Below are 17,907 nucleotides of genomic sequence, written 5' to 3' on the forward strand. Positions count from 1 at the left end.
GAGAAAACCGGCCACAGGCAAAAGCGGCCGGCGATCAACCGAAAAGGATCAGTCGCGGTTCGCCGAGGTGCCCTTGATATCCTCGTAGGGCACACGGAAGACGCGCTCGTCGAAGGCCATGCCGGTTTTTACGTTGAAGATCATGACCGACGTATCCTTGCCCTGATTATCGGTGATCGTCCACTGGCGCAGGTCATAGGTCTTCGGGTCGAACATCATGGTGATGGTCGAGTTGCCAAACACCGTATTGTTGCCGAGCGAGATCGTCGTCAGATCGGACTCTTGCTTCACGCCCTTCACCATGCCGGCAGAAAGGTCGATACGCGGCGCAAGCAGCAGGCTGAGCGGCGTCTTGGAAAGCGGATAGAGATCCCAGGTCTTCAGCTTGATGTTGCCGATCGCGACATTTCTTCCGTCGGCAATGACACGCATCGGCGACGGATCGTCATAGTTGAAGCGCAGCTTGCCCGGACGCTCGATGAAAAATTTGCCACCGGTCTGTTCACCCCGAGGGCCAAACTGGACGAACTCGCCCTGCATCGTGGCAACGGCGGAGAAATGATCGGCGATCGCCTGTGCCGTCGCGTTGTTGCCAGCGGGTGCGGCCGCCTGTGCGACCTGAGCGAGAGCGGGAAACGGGACGGCGCTTGCAACGGCCGCAGCGGCAAAGACGCCAAGGACGTCGCGGCGGCTTACCGGCAGGCCGGAAAAAATGGATGTGGAGTTGGTCATATGAACCTCCTGTATGCGATCTGCATGCCGCCGAAAGGCGGCGTCTTCAAGGCACCGCGATCGCCCGGTGAAAGGTAACGGATTACACGGCCCAGGGTTTCCGTCGGACGGGCGCGCTGCAAAATTTTCCTGTATCAGCGGTCGAGAATATCCCCGTCCGTGGGCACGAGAATCTCGCGTTTTCCGGCATGGTTGGCAGGGCCGATAATGCCCTCCTGCTCCATGCGTTCAATCAGCGAAGCAGCACGATTATAACCGATGCCGAGCCTGCGCTGAACATAGGAAGTGGAGGCCTTTCCGTCGCGCAGGACAATGGCAACGGCCTGATCGTAGGGATCCTCCGAATCGGCGAGATTTGCTGTGCCGGCCGAACCGCCACCATAATCACCATCTTCGTCGTCATCAGCAGTGATGGCATCGAGATATTGCGGCGAGCCCTGCGTCTTCAGATAGGAGACAATCTCTTCGACCTCGACGTCGGATACGAATGGACCATGGACGCGCTGGATGCGGCCGCCACCGGCCATGTAGAGCATGTCGCCCATGCCGAGCAGCTGCTCAGCACCCTGCTCGCCGAGGATCGTGCGGCTGTCGATCTTCGACGTGACCTGGAAGGAGATGCGGGTCGGGAAGTTCGCCTTGATCGTACCGGTGATGACGTCGACTGACGGGCGCTGCGTTGCCATGATGACGTGAATACCGGCCGCACGCGCCATCTGGGCAAGACGCTGCACGGCGCCTTCGATATCCTTGCCAGCGACCATCATCAGGTCGGCCATTTCGTCGATGATGACGACGATATAGGGCATCGGCTGCAGATCGAATTCCTCGGTCTCGTAGACTGCCTCGCCGGTCTGCCGGTCGAAGCCGGTCTGCACCGTGCGCGAGATCGTGTCCCCCTTGGCAAGTGCCTGCTCGACACGCGTATTGAAGCCGTCGATATTGCGAACGCCGATCTTCGACATCTTCTTGTAGCGCTCTTCCATCTCGCGGACGGTCCATTTCAGCGCAACGACGGCCTTCTTGGGATCGGTGACGACAGGCGAAAGCAGATGCGGAATGCCGTCATAGACGGAGAGTTCCAGCATCTTCGGGTCGATCATGATGAGGCGGCACTGCTCCGGCGTCATGCGGTAGAGCAGCGACAGGATCATCGTGTTGATAGCGACCGATTTACCCGAGCCGGTGGTACCGGCAACGAGCAGATGCGGCATTTTCGCGAGATCGGCGATCACGGCCTCGCCGCCGATCGTTTTGCCGAGCGCCATGGCGAGCTTCGCCTTGGAGCTTTCGAAATCACGCGAGGCAATGAGCTCGCGCAGATAGACGGTCTCGCGTGACTGGTTTGGCAGCTCGATGCCGATCGCATTGCGGCCCGGCACGACGGCAACGCGGGCAGCAATCGCGCTCATCGAGCGGGCGATGTCGTCGGCAAGACCGATGACCCGGGATGACTTGATGCCGGGTGCCGGTTCCAGTTCGTAGAGCGTGACGACGGGGCCGGGGCGAACGTGGATGATCTCGCCCTTGACGCCGAAATCCTCGAGCACGCCCTCCAGCATGCGGGCATTCTGCTCCAACGCATCAGCCGAGAGTGTGGAATCGCGCACCACGTTCTTCGGCTCGGCAAGCAGATGCATGGAGGGAAGCTGGAAGCCCTCCGGCCGGATGAACGAGCCTTGCGCCTCGCGTTCGACGCGGGCGCCGGGCTTCGGACGAGATGAAGCGGGAATGACGCGCGGCTCGGGTTTGCCGGCCGATTTGGCCGGCGCGCGGATCATCCAGTCGTCATCATCGTCATCTGGCAGAATATCGGCCGGACGCGGAGGCAAGTCGCTATCGAACGGCGGATCGTCATCCTCGTCCTCATCGTCGTTCAGAGAGATGGAAGGCGCAGAAACGACGCGGCGGGCGGATACGGCACGCGGCTCCATGGAAGGATCCGTGCGCTCGCCACGCGCTGCGGGCTTGGCGCGCACCGGTTCGTTCAACGTGCCGAATTCGTCATCGTTGAAATCATAGGGCGATTCGAAATCGCTCTGGCGCCGCTTGCGCGGTCCCATGCCGAAGAGCCGCCGGAAACGCGCCTGGTTCATGTACCAGGCATGCGTCATGGCACCGCTAAAGGCCATCCAGCGGGACCCATCGTCGTCCTCATCCTCGTCGCCGACGACGCGCACCTTGCTGCGCGTATCGACATAATCCTCTTCTTCGTCCTCTTCATCGAGCTCGCTGCGGCCGACGATACCGGCCGCAAAGAGCATCATCCACGCAGTCGGGACAGAGAAGATGCAGCCGATGGCGGTTGCGAAGACACCGGTCGGATAGGCGCCGACGAAGAGTGCCGGAAAACGCAGGATCATGTCGCCGATGACACCGCCGATGCCATTCGGGATCGGCCAGGTGAGCGGCGGTGGAAAACAACCGATGACGGCTGAGGAAAGCACTGTGCCTAGAAGCCAGGCGCCGGCGCGCGCCGGAATGCGGCTGATGCGACGGCCGGAAATCAGCGCCAGCGCCCAGGCGACGATCGGCAGCATCGAAACGACACTGGCGAGCCCAAGGAATTGCATGGCGACATCCGCAAAGGCAGCGCCGCTATAACCGAGAATGTTGGTCGGCAGGTTGCCGGTGGCGTAGGAATAGCTGGGATCGGTGACGTTCCATGTCGCAAGCGCCGCAACCGCGAGCGCCAGGACGAGGAAGACCGCAAAGCCGGCGAGAGCCTGGATCTGTCGCAGCATGAATGCCGAGAAGGAGAACCGGTCAGGACGGCCGTCCATCGCCGGCGACGTGCTTCTTGCCATATGTCAAACCCGTCCAATGCCTGGGGGCACGCGAATCGCCAATGCTTCGCTGCGCCAAATGCGTCCGCTCTACCTAATCAAAGTAGGGTTAAAGCGATGTTAACCATGCATATGCCGGATCGCTAAAAAGAAAAGGGCCCGAACCTTGAGAGGTCCGGGCCAAGAGCGGCTTATGGTTAGATAGGCCGCGACGGGCTGTTCGGCGGCGCCCTTGTGCCGGGCGCCGCAAACCCTTTGATTAGGCGTGATAGGCAGCTTCGCCGTGCGTTGCGAGGTCAAGACCTTCGCGCTCGGCTTCGACCGAAACGCGCAGCCCGATAATGACATCGACGACCTTGTAGAGGATCGCAGAGCCAATGCCCGACCACAGGAGCGTAACCACAACGCCCTGAAGCTGCTTGAATACCTGAGCTCCGGTGCCGAGATAGGTTGCCGCAAAGTCCGGTGTCCCATAGTCAACGATACCAGCGCCGCCGAGAGCCGGGTTGACGAGGATGCCGGTGCCGATGGCGCCAAAGATACCGCCAACGCAATGGACGCCGAAGACATCGAGCGAGTCGTCATAGTTGAACTTGTTCTTCACGACATCGACGAAGAAGTAGCAGACCGGCGAGACGATGAGGCCAAGAACGATCGAACCCATCGGGCCGGCAAAACCGGCTGCCGGGGTGACGGCGACGAGACCAGCGACGGCACCAGAAGCAGCACCGAGCATGGAAGCCTTGCCGCGAGAGAAGCTTTCCACGATGCACCAGGAAACAGCGGCAGCAGCCGTTGCGACGAAGGTGTTGATCATGGCGAGCGATGCATAGCCGTTGGCTTCTAGGTTGGAGCCGGCGTTGAAACCGAACCAGCCGACCCACAGGAGCGAGGCACCAACCATGGTCAGGGTCATGGAGTGCGGAGCCATGATTTCCTTCTTATAGCCCGTGCGCTTGCCGAGCATGATAGCGCCGACGAGGCCAGCGATACCGGCATTGATGTGAACGACCGTGCCACCCGCGAAGTCGATCGCGCCAAGCGAGTAAATGAAGCCAGCCGGAGCAGTGTAAGCGCTCGGACCGCCCCAGAACCAGACCATATGCGCCATCGGGAAGTAGACGAAGGTGACCCACAGGATGACGAAGAGCATGACAGCCGAGAACTTGATACGCTCGGCGAACGCGCCGACGATCAGGGCCGGCGTGATGCAGGCGAAGGTCATCTGGAAGCAGATGAAGGTGAGTTCCGGAATGGCTACACCCTTCGTGAAGGTTTCAGCCAGCGAAGACGGTGTGACGCCGGCCAGGAAAGCCTTGGAGAAGCCGCCGACGAAGCTGTTCAGCGAGCCGCCATCGGTGAAGGCGAGCGAATAGCCGTATGTGACCCAGATGATCATGACGACAGCCGTGATCATGAAGACCTGCATGAGCACCGACAGCATGTTCTTGGCGCGGACGAGACCGCCGTAGAACAGCGCAAGGCCCGGGATGGTCATCAGCAGAACGAGCACCGTGGAGATGAGCATCCACGTATTGTCGCCCTTATCCATCGTCATGGCCGGAGCAGCAGCGGCTGCAGCATCGGCGGCGGCCGGGGCGGCTTCCTGCGCGAAAGCGACGACCGGCGCCAGGAGGGCGGCCGAAAGGGCGCCTATCCGTGCGATGTTGGAGGAAAACTTCGAAATTGACATTGGAAATGGCTCCTTGATCTGCCGTTCTTTACAGCGCTTCTGAATCGGTCTCGCCCGTACGGATGCGCACGGCATGGTCGATCGAGTAGACGAAGATTTTGCCGTCACCGATCTGGCCGGTCTTGGCAGATGCTGCGATGGCCTCGACCGCCTTGTCGACGATCTCCGATGCGACCGCGATTTCGATCTTGAGCTTCGGCAGGAAGCTGACCGCATATTCAGTGCCGCGATAGATTTCAGTGTGCCCCTTCTGACGACCGTAGCCCTTCACTTCGGTCACAGTCAGGCCTTGGATGCCGATCGCCGTGAGGGCTTCGCGGACCTCATCGAGCTTGAACGGCTTGATAATGGCCATCACAATTTTCATCTGGTTTCCCATCCTTCGTTATCCTCGGCGCGGAGCCGACTCTCCTTGCCGCTGACGGTTTCCTGACCAGCGACCGGCGATAGACATTCAAAGGGCGTGCCAGATTCGTGACAACTACATAAGTTATTGAAATATAAAGACTATAATTGAAGACGCCAATAAACAGGCAAATGATTGGCTAATAAGCGCACAAATAATGCGCAAATTTATAAATATGCACATTATTTATTCATTTGCCTTTTTCCGAATCAGGCCCTCCTGCGCCACCGACGCGATCAGGACACCGGATCGGGTAAACAGGCTGCCGCGGGTCAATCCCCGTGCGCCCGAAGCCGACGGACTGTCCTGCGTGTAGAGCAGCCAGTCATCGAGCTTGTCGGGACGGTGGAACCACATGGCATGGTCGAGGCTTGCAACCTGCAGGTTCTGGTCGAAGATGGACGTTCCGTGGGCATGCAGCGATGCATCAAGCAGCGTCATGTCCGAGAGATAGGCAAGCACCGCAGCCTGATAGAGCCCGCTGTCCGGCACCGGCCCGGTGGCGCGAACCCACACGTCCTGCCGCGGTTCGAGCTTCTCACGCGTAAAATAGTGCTTGAGCGAGACCGGACGGATTTCGATCGGCCTTTCGCGCTCCCAATATTTGCGCACCGCCGCCGGAGCGTGAGCAAGATACTGCTCCTTGATCTGCTGTTCGCCGAGCAGCGTTTCCGGCATCGGTACAGGCGGCATCGGGATCTGGTGGTGGAATCCCGGCTCCTCCACCTGGAATGAGGCAGAGAGCGCGAAGATCGCCTTGCCGTGCTGGATCGCGACAGCCCGGCGTGTGTTGAAGCTCGCCCCATCCCGGATGCGCTCGACCTGGTAGATGATCGGCACGGAGGGGTCGCCGGGACGCATGAAATAGGCATGCAGCGAGTGAATGAACCGGTCGCCGTCCACAGTGCGCTGCGCCGCCATCAGCGCCTGTGCGATCACCTGCCCGCCAAACACCCGCTGCCACCCCACCTGCGGGCTACGGCCGCGGAAGATATCGACCTCGATCGGCTCGATATCGAGCGTCGAAATCAATGTTTCCATGGCGGTGGACTTGCCCGTTTGCTCCGTCATTTGTTCGGCTCCTGGCGGTAGGAAGTGGTAACCTGATGCTCTATATAGATCGCATCTGATCGTAGAATGTAAGAGGAGCGGGCTATGCTGGACATGCTGGTTGTAGGCGGAGGTTATGTCGGCCTGTCCGTGGCAGTGGCGGTCAAGCAGGCGGCGCCGCATCTCGCTGTCGCGGTCGTCGAGGCCGCTCCCGAACATGCCTGGAAGAAAGACATGCGCGCTTCCGCCATTATCGCGGCCGCGACAAAGATGCTCGAAGTCTTCGGCATCTGGGACGAGATCCAGCCAGAGGCTCAGCCGATCACCAAGATGATCGTGACAGATTCCAAGATGTCCGATCCTGTTCGCCCGATCTTCCTGACCTTCGACGGCGAAGTTGCCGAAGGCCGGCCCTTTGCCCACATGATCCCGAATGTCGTTATGGTCGGCGCGCTGCGCAGCGCCTGCGAGCGGCTCGGCATCGAGATCCGCCATGGCCTGAGCGCCACCGGCCTGAAGACGAGCGATATCGATATCGAAGTCAGCCTGTCCGATGGCAGCGCGTTGCAATCGCGCCTGCTGGTTGCCTGCGACGGTGTACGTTCCAGGCTGCGCGATTTTGCCGGTATCAAGACAGTGACCTGGGAATACGGCCAATCCGGCATCGTCACCACCGTCGAGCACGAGCGCCCGCACCACGGCTGTGCCGAAGAACATTTCCTCCCATCCGGCCCCTTTGCCATCCTGCCGCTGCGCAACAACCGCTCGTCGCTGGTCTGGACCGAGCGGACAAATGACGCAAACCGCCTTGTTGCCGCCGACGATCTGGTTTTCGAGGAGGAACTGGAACGCCGCTTCGGTCACAAACTCGGCCCCCTCAAGGTGGTCGGCGGCAAGCGCGCCTTCCCGCTTGGTCTCACACTCGCGCGCTCCTTCGTCGCCCCGCGCTTTGCGCTTGCCGGCGATGCCGCACACGGCATTCACCCGATCTCCGGCCAGGGTCTCAATCTCGGTTTCAAGGATGTGGCCGCCCTTGCTGAAACCATCGTGGAAGCTGATCGCCTTGGGCTCGATATCGGCGCCATCAACATCCTGGAGCGTTACCAGAGCTGGCGCCGTTTCGACACGTTCCGCATGGGCGTCACCACGGACGTATTGAACCGGCTGTTTTCCAATGACGCGACGCCGATCCGCATCGCCCGCGATTTCGGGCTCGGCATTGTCGATCGCCTGCCCGGCCTGAAGTCCTTCTTCATCGGCCAAGCGGCAGGAACGACTGCCAAGGACAATCCGAAGCTGCTCGCAGGTGAGGCGATCTAGAGCTGAAGCTTAGTCTTCGAGGCTTCTGGCTTCCGAGACCAGCATGATCGGAATGCCGTCCCTGATCGGATAGGCAAGACGCGCCTTTTCCGAGACCAGCTCATTATGCTCGCGGTCGTAGGAAAGCCGCCCCTTGGTGAGCGGGCAGACGAGAAGTTCGAGAAGCTTGGGATCGACCCGACTGAGTTTTTCGTCCATCCCGCCCTCTACTGCAGCACGGTATCGGAATCGCCGAAGACGCGGGCAAGCACGATTTCGGTGATGGCGATCAGGGTTTCCGCTCTCGTCTTGAGGTCCGGCGCTTCGAGCAGCGCCTGCTTTTCGGCCGGGCCGAATGGCGACATCATGGCGAGCGAATTGACGAGGGTAAGGTTGCTAGCCCGCTCCACGCTCTCCCAGTCCGCCTCGAGTTTGTTGGCATCGAGATAGGCCTTGAAGGCCGTCAGCAGCGCGCCGCGGTCGACGGCTTCTTCTTCATTCTCGGCAGAAAGATCCGATATGAACGGCGCGATACGGAAGCTGCGGAACGGCTGGCCATGCGATCGCTCCTCCAGCAGCCGGAAGCGGCAGACGCCCGTCAGCGAGACGATATAACGCCCGTCACCGGTTTCGGCATAAGAGGTAATCCGGCCGAGGCAACCCACAGCCGCAAGTTCCGGAGCATGCGTCTTGTCTTCGTGCTCGCCGTGTGCCGGCTGCACCATGCCGATCAGACGGTTTCCAGTCAGGGCGGAATCGAACATCGAAAGATAACGCGGCTCGAAGATATTGAGCGGCAACTGGCCGGCGGGCAGGAGAAGCGCGCCGGTCAAGGGAAAAACTGCAATTTCATCCGGTAGATCGCCGGGCTTCAGGTATCTCGCATTGCCGACTTGCATGAAGACTAGTCCCGCACTCTTTCGGCGGGCGCATCTTCGGCGCCCGTCCTCACGAGAAATGTGGTGCCCTTGCGCAAAAACGCAAGGGTGGATGCGGCAAACTCAGGAAAACAGGATCGAGGACAGCTTCCGACGGGCAGAAACGGTCGCCGGGTCCTTGAAGCCCCAGACCTCGAAGAACTGCAAAAGCTGGCGACGCGCACCATCATCATCGAAGGCACGATCCTTGCGCATGATGGTGAGGAGGTGTTCAGCCGCCTCCTCACGCCTGCCCTCTACATTGAGGATCTTGGCAAGCTTCAGCCGAGCCTCGTGATGGTCGGGGTTCGATGCCAGCTCGCGCTCCAGGGCGACGGGATCGCCGAGCTTGCGGGCCTCTTCGATCTGGTCGAGCTTCTTCAGGACCGCCTGGATTCCCGCATCCTTGCCAAGCTCTTCCGGCAGCTCGCTCAGCATCTGGCGGGCCTCACCGTGCTGATCGGCTGCGATCAGGCATTCGGCCATGCCGGCGAGAGCCTTGGCATTTTCCGGATCGGCCTGCATGACGGCACCATAAAGCTGGCCCGCTTCATTGATGTTTCCGGCAGCGAGCAATTCGCCAGCCTGCGTCAGATAAGCCTCAATCTCTGCGGTCTGGTCGGCATCCGCAGGACCTGCGAGCCGATCAATAAACTGGCGAACCTGGCTTTCGGGCACCGCACCCATGAAGCCGTCGGCCGGACGGCCGTTGACGAAGGCGATGACGGCCGGAATGGACTGGATGCCGAGCTGGCCGGCGATCGAGGGATGATCGTCGATGTTCATCTTGACCAGCTTGACGCGGCCCTGACCTTCATTGACGACCTTTTCCAGAACCGGCGTCAGCTGCTTGCACGGGCCGCACCATGGCGCCCAGAAATCGACCAGAACCGGCTGATTGCGCGATTCCTCTAGGACGTCCTTCCCGAAATTCGCCGTCGTCGTGTCCTTGATATGGCTGCCGCCCGCCTCAGGCTGGGATACTGCGCCATAACTTGCCGTTGCCGACATCTGGTTGCCGAAGGAACCGTTGTAAGGATTGTCGCTGCCGCTCATAGGTATCTCCCGCCGCGCCGATCTGCCGGCGTCTTTGATAGCGCTAAAATCGTATGTCAGGACGTCACTTTCAAGACAAGCGGCTTATGCCCTGTCGCTTCCATGAATCGTATCAGATCGGCGCTGGCAATCGAAGTCGTCGCGTCATTGGAAAGCGGATGGCAGTTGATGATCTCGTCATGCATCAGATCCGCATCGAGCACGAAAGTGACATCGTTGCCGGTATCGTTGATCGCGCCGAGCGCGGTGACAGCACCCGGAACGACGCCAAGATATTCCATCAGCTTCTCGGCCCTGCCGAAGGAGACCCGGCCGGAAGCGCCGATAAGCGTATGGACCTGCTTGAGGTCGACAACGGCATTTTCCTCCACCGTCAGCAGGAAATAACGATCCTTTTTGTCCTTCACGAACAGGTTCTTGGTATGGCCGCCCGGAATCTCGTCCCGCAGCGCCACCGATTCGGCCACCGTAAATACTGGTGCATGGTCCTTGGTCGTGTGGACGATGCCGAGGCCATCGAGAAAAGCGAGAAGATCCTGGCGAGTCCTGGGCTTGTTTTCGGTCATCGTCATTCCGTCAGACAGGAGAAAAGCAGATTGGACTGTCTGCTTACGTCCGCCTCATGCGCTTGGCAATCATCAGGACCGACGCTTTGCCCTGCATTCGCGGCGTTTTCGAAGCCTGTTTTCCACCGCCAGAACTTTTCTTCGTTTTTCCGTCATTTCCCTGTTGCATTTGAAAATCGTTTGGGCGATATAGCGCCCGTCGCCGCAAGGTGGCGCCCACGGTCCGCTACTTACTACCCCGGACCGGTGCGGATTTGAGCGGGTGTAGCTCAGGGGTAGAGCACAACCTTGCCAAGGTTGGGGTCGAGGGTTCGAATCCCTTCGCCCGCTCCAGTTTCTCCTTTTACGTCAGTAAGTGTTGTTGCGTCACATGATATTGTGATGCATCCGGTGTTTTCATCACCGGCGGTCCGCTTCTGCCTTCGCGAGATATTGGCGACGCCGATCTCCCTGACAACGTCCGCCCAAATCACTCCTCATCGCGTTATCGGCTATCGCTCCCGGTACAAGTTGCGGCGCCCGATTGATCTTACTCAATGCAAACCACGCCAGTATCTGGCTAGGTTTTCCTGGCGCTGGCGAATGAGGTTCACATCGTTCGGCCTCGAGAGGCGTTGCAGACATTTTTGCCAGATCGCCGAGATGAGTTTAATGTAGCCGGAGCTAGATCGACATGCTTGTCAAAGATGTCATGACGACAGCGGTCGTCACATTGTCACCTGACAATAGCGTTCGGCATGCGGCCAAGCTGATGTCCGACCAGCGGGTGAGCGGTCTTCCCGTGGTCGACAATGAAGGGCACTTGGCAGGCGTCATCAGCGAGGGTGATCTGATCCGTCGAACGGAACTCTCAAGCGGCGCGTTCGCCCCGAATGCGAACATGGAACTTGGTCCCGACGACAGGGCAAACGCTTTCGTTAAGCGATGCGCATGGAGAGTGGGGGATGTCATGACGCCCGACGCTGTCACGATCGACGAAGATGCCCCCCTTTCCCGTGTTGCCGAGCTCATGCAGAACCGCAACATCAAGCGCATTCCGGTTCTTCGGGCCGGCAAGCTGATCGGCATCGTCAGCCGCGCCGATCTCCTGCAGGTGATTTATTCGGCAAAGCCGGACGATACGGCAACTGGTGACGAAGCGATTCGACGCAGCATTCTCGTTCGGCTCGGCGAAAACACCGGCCTGGAGGGATTGGATCTGTCCGTCACGGTCGCTGACGGTATCGTGCATTTTTGGGGCAACCTCGAGACGGCAGCTCGCCGCAGGGCTGCGCGGATCCTCGCGGAGGGCGTCAACGGTGTCCGCGGCGTGGTGGAGCATTTCCCGGAATCTCCTCCTCAATAGTGCAGCCGTAACGACCGGAGACTGCACCGGCCCGAAACGGGCCGGCGAATTCAGCAATGTCATTTTGATCGGAGACTCAGATGGCTTCACCTGAAACGGCAGTGATGAAAAAAACCGCCTCGGCGGCAGCGCATGGAAAAGCACCGCTTTCGTCCGAGGAACTCCGCCTGATGGATGCCTACTGGCGGGCATCGAACTATCTGTCGGTCGGACAGATCTATCTGCTCGACAATCCCCTGCTCAAAAAGCCTCTGGCGCGCGCGCATATCAAGCCGCGGTTGCTCGGCCATTGGGGAACGTCTCCCGGCCTGAACATGCTTTATGTGCATCTCAATCGGGTGATCAAGCGCGACAATCTCAACATGATCTATGTGATCGGCCCTGGCCACGGCGGACCGTCACTCGTTGCGCATGCCTATCTGGAGGGAACCTACAGCGAATTCTACCCGAATATTGCCCAGGACGAAGAGGGCATGAAAAGGCTGTTCAAACAGTTCAGCTTTCCAGGCGGCATCCCGAGCCACGTCGCTCCGGAAACACCGGGGAGCATCCATGAAGGTGGCGAACTCGGTTATGCGCTCAGCCATGCCTATGGTGCAGCCTTCGACAATCCTGACCTGATCGTCGCCTGTGTCGTCGGTGACGGCGAGGCCGAAACCGGCCCTCTTGCCACCGGATGGCATGGCAACAAATTCCTCAATCCGGCCCGCGACGGATGTGTTCTGCCGATCCTGCACCTCAATGGCTACAAGATCGCCAATCCCTGCTTCCTTGCGCGTATTCCCAAGGAAGAATTGATGAAATTCTTCGAGGGCATGGGGTATGCACCCCTCTTCGTGGAGGGCCATGAGCCCGATCAGGTACAGCAGCAGCTTGCCGAAGCCATGGATACTGCCGTCGCGACGATCAAGAAGATCTGGGCAGAAGCGCGGGATAAGAAGATTGTCCGCCGTCCGGCGTGGCCGATGATCGTTTTCCGCACACCGAAGGGCTGGACCTGCCCTTCCGAAATCGACGGCAAGAAATGCGAAGACTACTGGCGCTCGCACCAGGTCCCGATGGGCGACATGGACAAGCCGGAGCATATCAAGGTGCTTCAGCACTGGATGAAGAGCTACAGACCCGAAGAGCTTTTCGATGACGAAGGCAGGCTGCGAGCCGAATTGGCCTCGCTGGCGCCGGCAGGACATAGACGGATGAGCGATAATCCGCACGCCAACGGCGGCCTGTTGCTTCGCGACCTCAAGATGCCGGATTTCCGCGATTATGCCGTCTCGGTGCCCAAACCCGGATCGGTGACCGCAGAATCCGCTCGTGTCATGGGCAAGTTCCTGCGCGATGTGATGAAGCTCAATCTTAACAGCAAGAACTTCCGGCTGTTCAGCCCTGACGAGAACAATTCCAATCGCTGGCAGGACGTGCTGGAAGTGACGGATCGCTGCTACATGGCCGAGATTTATCCAGAGGACGATCACCTGTCGCCCGACGGACGCATCATGGAGGTGCTAAGCGAGCATCAATGCCAGGGCTGGCTCGAAGGCTATCTGTTGACGGGGCGGCATGGCTTCTTCTCCTGCTACGAAGCCTTCATTCACATCATCGACTCGATGTTCAACCAGCACGCCAAATGGCTGAAAGTGTGCAACCACATTCCCTGGAGACGGCCGGTCGCATCGCTCAATTATTTCCTGAGTTCGCATGTGTGGAGGCAGGATCATAACGGCTTCTCTCACCAGGATCCGGGCTTCATCGACCACGTGATCAACAAAAAGGCGGAGGTCATCCGGGTCTATCTACCGCCGGACGCCAATACGCTCCTGTCCGTTACCGATCATTGCCTGCGCAGCCGCAACTATGTGAACGTCGTTGTCGCAGGCAAGCAGCCGGCACCGCAATGGCTGACGATGGATGAGGCGATCAAACATTGCGCCGAAGGTCTCGGCATCTGGGAATGGGCAAGCAATGATCGCGGCTCGGAACCGGATGTGGTCATGGCCTGCTGCGGCGATGTGCCGACCCTGGAGACGCTCGCCGCTGTGCAACTGATCCGTGAGCACCTTCCTGATTTGAAGGTGCGCGTCATCAATGTCGTCAATCTGATGAAGCTGCAGCCCTCGAGCGAACATCCCCACGGGCTTTCGGATCCCGACTTCGATGCGCTCTTCACGAAGGACAAACCGATCATCTTCGCATTCCACGGATATCCCTGGTTGATCCACCGGCTGACCTACCGGCGAACCAACCACAAAAATCTGCATGTCCGAGGATACAAGGAAGAGGGAACGACCACGACCCCATTCGACATGGTCGTTCTGAACCAGCTCGATCGCTTTCATCTCGTTGAGGATGTCATCGATCGGTTGCCACAGCTCGGAGCCCGTGCGGCCTATTTCAAGCAGGCAATCCGCGGCAGGCTGATCGAGCACCGGCAATATATCGAGGCGCATGGCGATGACATGCCACAGATCAGCGGCTGGACATGGGGCGTCAAGAGCACGGGAAAAGTGAAGGCAGCGACCTCCACTGAGGGAGACAATGCCTAGACGACACGTTGCGCACAAATCATGCCGGCAGGCGTCCGATCAGAGGCGCCTCCGGATGCTCGACGAAACCATCTGACTTCCTCGGTTTGCTTATGATGTCGGAACTGCTGTCCACCGATCCCGAACTGAACCGGATGCCGACGGATGAAGATCTCGGTCGCCTTCAGTTCACGACGTTGCTCTACTATCTGCAATGCACGAATCCGGATAACGGGTTGGTGCGCGACAAGACGCAGGCCGGCGCCCCGGCAAGCATCGCGGCTGTAGGTATGGCGCTTGCCACCATTCCCGTCGTCGTGGAACGCTGTATCGTCATTCGTGAGTTTGCCGCCAAGATCGCCCGGCGGCGACTGGAATTCCTGATCTCCTGCCATCAAGGGCCGGAACCGGACGCATCAGGTTACAAGGGCTTCTTCTACCATTTCCTGGACATCGAAACGGGACGGCGGGTCTGGCAGTGCGAATTGTCGACGATCGATTCTGCCTTTCTCTTCGCCGGCGCTTTGACCGTCGCGGCATATTTCGATGCGGACACCGAGGACGAGGCGAAGGTACGCGCACTTGCCATGTCGCTCTACGAGCGCGTGGACTGGAACTGGGCGCGCGACAACGGCGCCACGCTTACCCACGGCTGGCGACCGGAAAACGGCTTCATTCCCTATCGTTGGCGCGGCTATGACGAAGGCCTGCTTCTTTACATTCTTGGTCTGGGCTCACCGAGCCACCCGCTGCCTCCGGAAAGCTTCAAAGCGTATACCGAGAGCTACGAATGGCGGAATATCTTCGGTCGCGAACTACTTTATTCCGGACCGCTTTTTACACATCAGCTCTCGCATATGTGGATCGATTTCCGTGAAATTCGCGACGAATTCATGCGCGAGCATGACAGCGACTATTTTCGCAACAGCCGCCACGCCACTTTCGTTCAGCAGGAATACGCAATCCGCAATCCGCTGAACTTCAAAGGCTACGGCGAATATTGCTGGGGTTTCACGGCAAGTGACGGGCCGGGTTGGACGAAGCGGACTGTCGACGGGATCGACAGGGAATTCTTCGACTATGTTGCGCGTGGTGCACCTTATGGGCCGGATGACGGAACCGTATCTCCCTGGGCCGTGGTCGCCTCACTGCCATTCGCTCCGGAAATCGTCATCCCGACGGTACGAAATTTCGCTCGAATGCAACTCGGCATGACGCGCCTCTACGGGTTCAGGCCATCGTTCAACCAGACCTTTGCGATGGAAGACAGGAACGAGGGATGGTGGGTCAGCCCCTACCATTTCGGGATCGACCAAGGTCCCGTCGTCCTGATGATTGAAAACTATCGAACCGGCTTGCTGTGGAACATTATGCGTCGATGTGAGCCGGTGGTGGTCGGACTAAGACGAGCGGGGTTCTCAGGCGGCTGGTTGTGACTGCCGTGCAGTCGCCCGAGCTTCCCGACGCGCAACGGACGTGCCGTGAACGACAGGTCTAGGGCGGCTCAAGTCTTCAAAAACCAGGCTGCGCGGCAGTCAGGCCTTCTGTTTTTGATCGGTCCACGTCCAGGAGCCGTCAGAACCATATTCGAGAACTGCATCGTAGGCCGAGCGCGGCGCACCCGGCTCGGCGAAGTTGACGCACGCGATCCTTCTTTCAGCCAAGAGCCCGAGGATTGCGAGCAGAAGCTCGTGACCGAAAATGGTATCGGCCTTTTCCAGAACAATGTGTGACGGAGCGGCTATGATCGCGCTTGCAAGTACGACGAGTTGCTGTTCGCGCGGTGACAGCAATCTGGACCAGTCCTGCTCGCTATCCAGGTCGGCGAGTGTCAAATCGTGTGCAAGGCCGAGATCTCTCAGCAAAGCCAGGATTTGCTCATCCGTTGTCTCGATCGAGCGCTTCGGTGGCGCAAGAATCTGGCGGAGAGTTCCCGGACCCGCACAGGCCCGCTGGCCGAGAAACCGCACATGCTGACGAGGTGGGCTGACGATGCGCCCAGTCCCCGGTGTACCCAGTCCTGCCGTGGCCCTAAACAAGGCAGCGCCCGCAGCATCGTCTTCTCCGGCAACGATCACTCGTGTATCGGGCGGGATGAGAAGGGACAAATCCTTCACCAGTACCGTTCCTGTCCGCGACGTCAGCGTCAGGCGTTCATAGCCTAGGTTCCCCTCAGCCTCGATGAGTTCGACACTGTGATCGGACTGGCGGCGGGTCTCCTCGACCGCTTCCAAAAAGGAACTGATACGCGCGACGACGGTCGCGAAGTTCGAGATCGAGTTGAATTGTGCGACAATAAACGAGAATGCACCGACAAGCATGGCAAATGCTGCCGCCGACTGCGTGATGACGCCAAATTCCATGTCACCGCGCATGAAGGCCGGCGCGATAATGACGACCGGAATGATCTGTATCATCCAGTTGTAGCCGGTGGCGAAGAAGCCGACATTGCGATTGATGCCAATGATCCGCCTGAAGTTAGTGGCAAGGCTATCGAACTGCCTCAGCAGCCGATCTGCGTGGCGTTGCTGCGAGCCCTCGATCATGATTGATTCTGCGTTTTCCCGAACTTGGATCAGCCCGGACCGGAAGGCGGCTTCACTGTCGAGCTGATTATAGTTCAACTTGATCAAGGGCCGTCCCAACACGATCGTCATAAACGATCCGAAAGCCGCGTAGATAACAGCCGTGAAGAAAAGAAGCGGACTGATCAGCCACAAGACGCTCGAAAAGGTGAAGACCGTCAGCACGCTGCTGAGCAGCATGAGCAGGAAGGAGAGCGTCGTCGTCGTAAACGCTTTGATATCCTCGGCAATCCGCTGATCAGGATAGGAGACTTTGCCCTGAACGCCGAGCCGGTAGAAAGTACCGTCGGCCATATAGACGCCGATCGCACGACGGGTGAGGTATTCTCGCCAAAGCAAGGCCAGTCGCTCTTCGGCAAAGCGGGCAATCACCGACGCGATCGTCGAAGCAGCAAAAGCGCCAGTGTAGAGGATAGCCTGGCGAACAAATTCGGCAGTCTGCCGTTCCGCGATCGCAGTCATGAAGTGCCGCCCGACGAAACTGTTGACGACATTCAAAGCACTGATACTGCCAAAAAGAACAATCAGGGAGACAAGCAGGAACCGGGCGCTCCCGGCGACATCGGATGTCATGAACAATTTGATCGCGCGGACGAACCGTATTGCCGTCACCCTGAGCGGAATTTCCTGCTGGCCCATGCTCGTCTCCCCCGCTTACCCCTGGAACGAATTATAGCGTGAAATGCAGGCGACGAAGAGACGTCAGGATGGCGCGCGAGGGCGACCGAACCAGCGCGATATGTTACGCGCTGCATCTATTTGCTATTTCGCGTCTCAAGCAGATCGCGCCGACGTTCAACCCACCAGGCCGTTTGATGTCCGCGCTCCAGCGACGGCACAGCTCAATATGAATTGGCGTGCGAACAAATCTCTTGCGAATGATTTCCATTGGTTCACTCTGTCGTTGATTCTTGAAACCGGCCAATCGATGGCTTGATCAATTTTTCGTA

At 59.1% G+C, this 17,907-nt stretch carries 14 protein-coding genes and 1 tRNA gene; 5 read left to right on the forward strand and 10 right to left on the reverse strand.

Features of this window, described 5'->3' with window-relative positions:
• Positions 1-48: 48 nt before the first annotated feature.
• The 5 genes from FHT93_RS22795 to tesB form a co-directional block, all read right to left on the reverse strand.
• Complete coding sequence (locus tag FHT93_RS22795) at positions 49-732, reverse strand: outer membrane lipoprotein carrier protein LolA (RefSeq protein ID WP_183849579.1); 684 nt, start codon at positions 730-732, stop codon at positions 49-51.
• 134 nt (positions 733-866) lie between these two features.
• Positions 867-3,539 (reverse strand): DNA translocase FtsK, encoded by a 2,673-nt coding sequence (locus FHT93_RS22800; RefSeq protein ID WP_183849581.1) that lies wholly within the window; start codon positions 3,537-3,539, stop codon positions 867-869.
• Between the two features lie 238 nt (positions 3,540-3,777).
• Positions 3,778-5,211 carry an ammonium transporter gene (locus FHT93_RS22805; protein WP_112545681.1) on the reverse strand — a complete coding sequence of 478 codons (1,434 nt, stop codon included), beginning with the start codon at positions 5,209-5,211 and terminating at the stop codon, positions 3,778-3,780.
• 28 nt (positions 5,212-5,239) lie between these two features.
• On the reverse strand, positions 5,240-5,590 hold the full coding sequence (locus FHT93_RS22810; RefSeq protein WP_007814595.1) for a P-II family nitrogen regulator: 351 nt from the start codon (positions 5,588-5,590) through the stop codon (positions 5,240-5,242).
• A 213-nt stretch (positions 5,591-5,803) separates the two neighbouring features.
• On the reverse strand, positions 5,804-6,688 hold the full coding sequence (gene tesB, locus FHT93_RS22815) for an acyl-CoA thioesterase II (RefSeq protein ID WP_183849583.1): 885 nt from the start codon (positions 6,686-6,688) through the stop codon (positions 5,804-5,806).
• A gap of 84 nt (positions 6,689-6,772) precedes the next feature.
• Between tesB and FHT93_RS22820 the strand changes: the two genes are divergently transcribed.
• Positions 6,773-7,987: a ubiquinone biosynthesis hydroxylase gene (locus FHT93_RS22820; RefSeq protein WP_113013326.1), complete on the forward strand. Its 1,215-nt coding sequence runs from the start codon at positions 6,773-6,775 to the stop codon at positions 7,985-7,987.
• A 9-nt stretch (positions 7,988-7,996) separates the two neighbouring features.
• Here the strand turns inward: FHT93_RS22820 and FHT93_RS22825 are convergent, their stop codons facing one another.
• The 4 genes from FHT93_RS22825 to FHT93_RS22840 form a co-directional block, all read right to left on the reverse strand.
• Positions 7,997-8,185: a Trm112 family protein gene (locus FHT93_RS22825; RefSeq protein WP_112545684.1), complete on the reverse strand. Its 189-nt coding sequence runs from the start codon at positions 8,183-8,185 to the stop codon at positions 7,997-7,999.
• A gap of 8 nt (positions 8,186-8,193) precedes the next feature.
• Entirely contained in the window at positions 8,194-8,865 is a 672-nt protein-coding gene (locus FHT93_RS22830; RefSeq protein WP_112545685.1) for an LON peptidase substrate-binding domain-containing protein, read from the reverse strand.
• 102 nt (positions 8,866-8,967) lie between these two features.
• Entirely contained in the window at positions 8,968-9,939 is a 972-nt protein-coding gene (trxA, locus tag FHT93_RS22835; RefSeq protein WP_112545686.1) for a thioredoxin, read from the reverse strand.
• A 56-nt stretch (positions 9,940-9,995) separates the two neighbouring features.
• Positions 9,996-10,505 (reverse strand): prolyl-tRNA synthetase associated domain-containing protein, encoded by a 510-nt coding sequence (locus FHT93_RS22840; RefSeq protein ID WP_113013498.1) that lies wholly within the window; start codon positions 10,503-10,505, stop codon positions 9,996-9,998.
• A gap of 258 nt (positions 10,506-10,763) precedes the next feature.
• Here FHT93_RS22840 and FHT93_RS22845 point away from each other — a divergent pair.
• The 4 genes from FHT93_RS22845 to FHT93_RS22860 all read left to right on the forward strand — a co-directional run bounded on the left by FHT93_RS22845 (position 10,764) and on the right by FHT93_RS22860 (position 15,808).
• Positions 10,764-10,838: transfer RNA gene (locus FHT93_RS22845), tRNA-Gly, on the forward strand.
• Between the two features lie 340 nt (positions 10,839-11,178).
• Entirely contained in the window at positions 11,179-11,850 is a 672-nt protein-coding gene (locus FHT93_RS22850; protein WP_113013327.1) for a CBS domain-containing protein, read from the forward strand.
• Between the two features lie 104 nt (positions 11,851-11,954).
• Positions 11,955-14,393, forward strand: a complete 2,439-nt coding sequence (locus FHT93_RS22855; protein ID WP_112545713.1) for a phosphoketolase family protein — start codon at positions 11,955-11,957, stop codon at positions 14,391-14,393.
• Positions 14,394-14,488: 95 nt separating this feature from the next.
• Positions 14,489-15,808, forward strand: coding sequence for a glucoamylase family protein (locus FHT93_RS22860; RefSeq protein ID WP_183849584.1), 1,320 nt, complete (start codon positions 14,489-14,491; stop codon positions 15,806-15,808).
• 99 nt (positions 15,809-15,907) lie between these two features.
• Here FHT93_RS22860 and FHT93_RS22865 read toward each other — a convergent pair whose 3' ends face one another.
• Complete coding sequence (locus FHT93_RS22865; protein ID WP_113013328.1) at positions 15,908-17,596, reverse strand: SbmA/BacA-like family transporter; 1,689 nt, start codon at positions 17,594-17,596, stop codon at positions 15,908-15,910.
• Positions 17,597-17,907 lie beyond the last annotated feature (311 nt).

This window comes from Rhizobium sp. BK379 (assembly GCF_014193955.1).
Classification (GTDB): domain Bacteria; phylum Pseudomonadota; class Alphaproteobacteria; order Rhizobiales; family Rhizobiaceae; genus Rhizobium.

Excerpts from the sequence above, each read along its gene's own strand:
- FHT93_RS22795 (WP_183849579.1), bottom strand. The coding sequence starts at position 732 with ATGACCAACTCCACATCCATTTTTTCCGGCCTGCCGGTAAGCCGCCGC.
- FHT93_RS22800 (WP_183849581.1), bottom strand. The coding sequence starts at position 3,539 with ATGGCAAGAAGCACGTCGCCGGCGATGGACGGCCGTCCTGACCGGTTC.
- FHT93_RS22850 (WP_113013327.1), top strand. The coding sequence starts at position 11,179 with ATGCTTGTCAAAGATGTCATGACGACAGCGGTCGTCACATTGTCACCT.
- FHT93_RS22810 (WP_007814595.1), bottom strand. The coding sequence starts at position 5,590 with ATGGGAAACCAGATGAAAATTGTGATGGCCATTATCAAGCCGTTCAAG.
- FHT93_RS22855 (WP_112545713.1), top strand. The coding sequence starts at position 11,955 with ATGAAAAAAACCGCCTCGGCGGCAGCGCATGGAAAAGCACCGCTTTCG.
- tesB (WP_183849583.1), bottom strand. The coding sequence starts at position 6,688 with ATGACGGAGCAAACGGGCAAGTCCACCGCCATGGAAACATTGATTTCG.
- FHT93_RS22830 (WP_112545685.1), bottom strand. The coding sequence starts at position 8,865 with ATGCAAGTCGGCAATGCGAGATACCTGAAGCCCGGCGATCTACCGGAT.
- FHT93_RS22840 (WP_113013498.1), bottom strand. The coding sequence starts at position 10,505 with ATGACCGAAAACAAGCCCAGGACTCGCCAGGATCTTCTCGCTTTTCTC.
- FHT93_RS22820 (WP_113013326.1), top strand. The coding sequence starts at position 6,773 with ATGCTGGACATGCTGGTTGTAGGCGGAGGTTATGTCGGCCTGTCCGTG.
- FHT93_RS22825 (WP_112545684.1), bottom strand. The coding sequence starts at position 8,185 with ATGGACGAAAAACTCAGTCGGGTCGATCCCAAGCTTCTCGAACTTCTC.
- FHT93_RS22860 (WP_183849584.1), top strand. The coding sequence starts at position 14,489 with ATGTCGGAACTGCTGTCCACCGATCCCGAACTGAACCGGATGCCGACG.
- FHT93_RS22805 (WP_112545681.1), bottom strand. The coding sequence starts at position 5,211 with ATGTCAATTTCGAAGTTTTCCTCCAACATCGCACGGATAGGCGCCCTT.
- trxA (WP_112545686.1), bottom strand. The coding sequence starts at position 9,939 with ATGAGCGGCAGCGACAATCCTTACAACGGTTCCTTCGGCAACCAGATG.
- FHT93_RS22865 (WP_113013328.1), bottom strand. The coding sequence starts at position 17,596 with ATGGGCCAGCAGGAAATTCCGCTCAGGGTGACGGCAATACGGTTCGTC.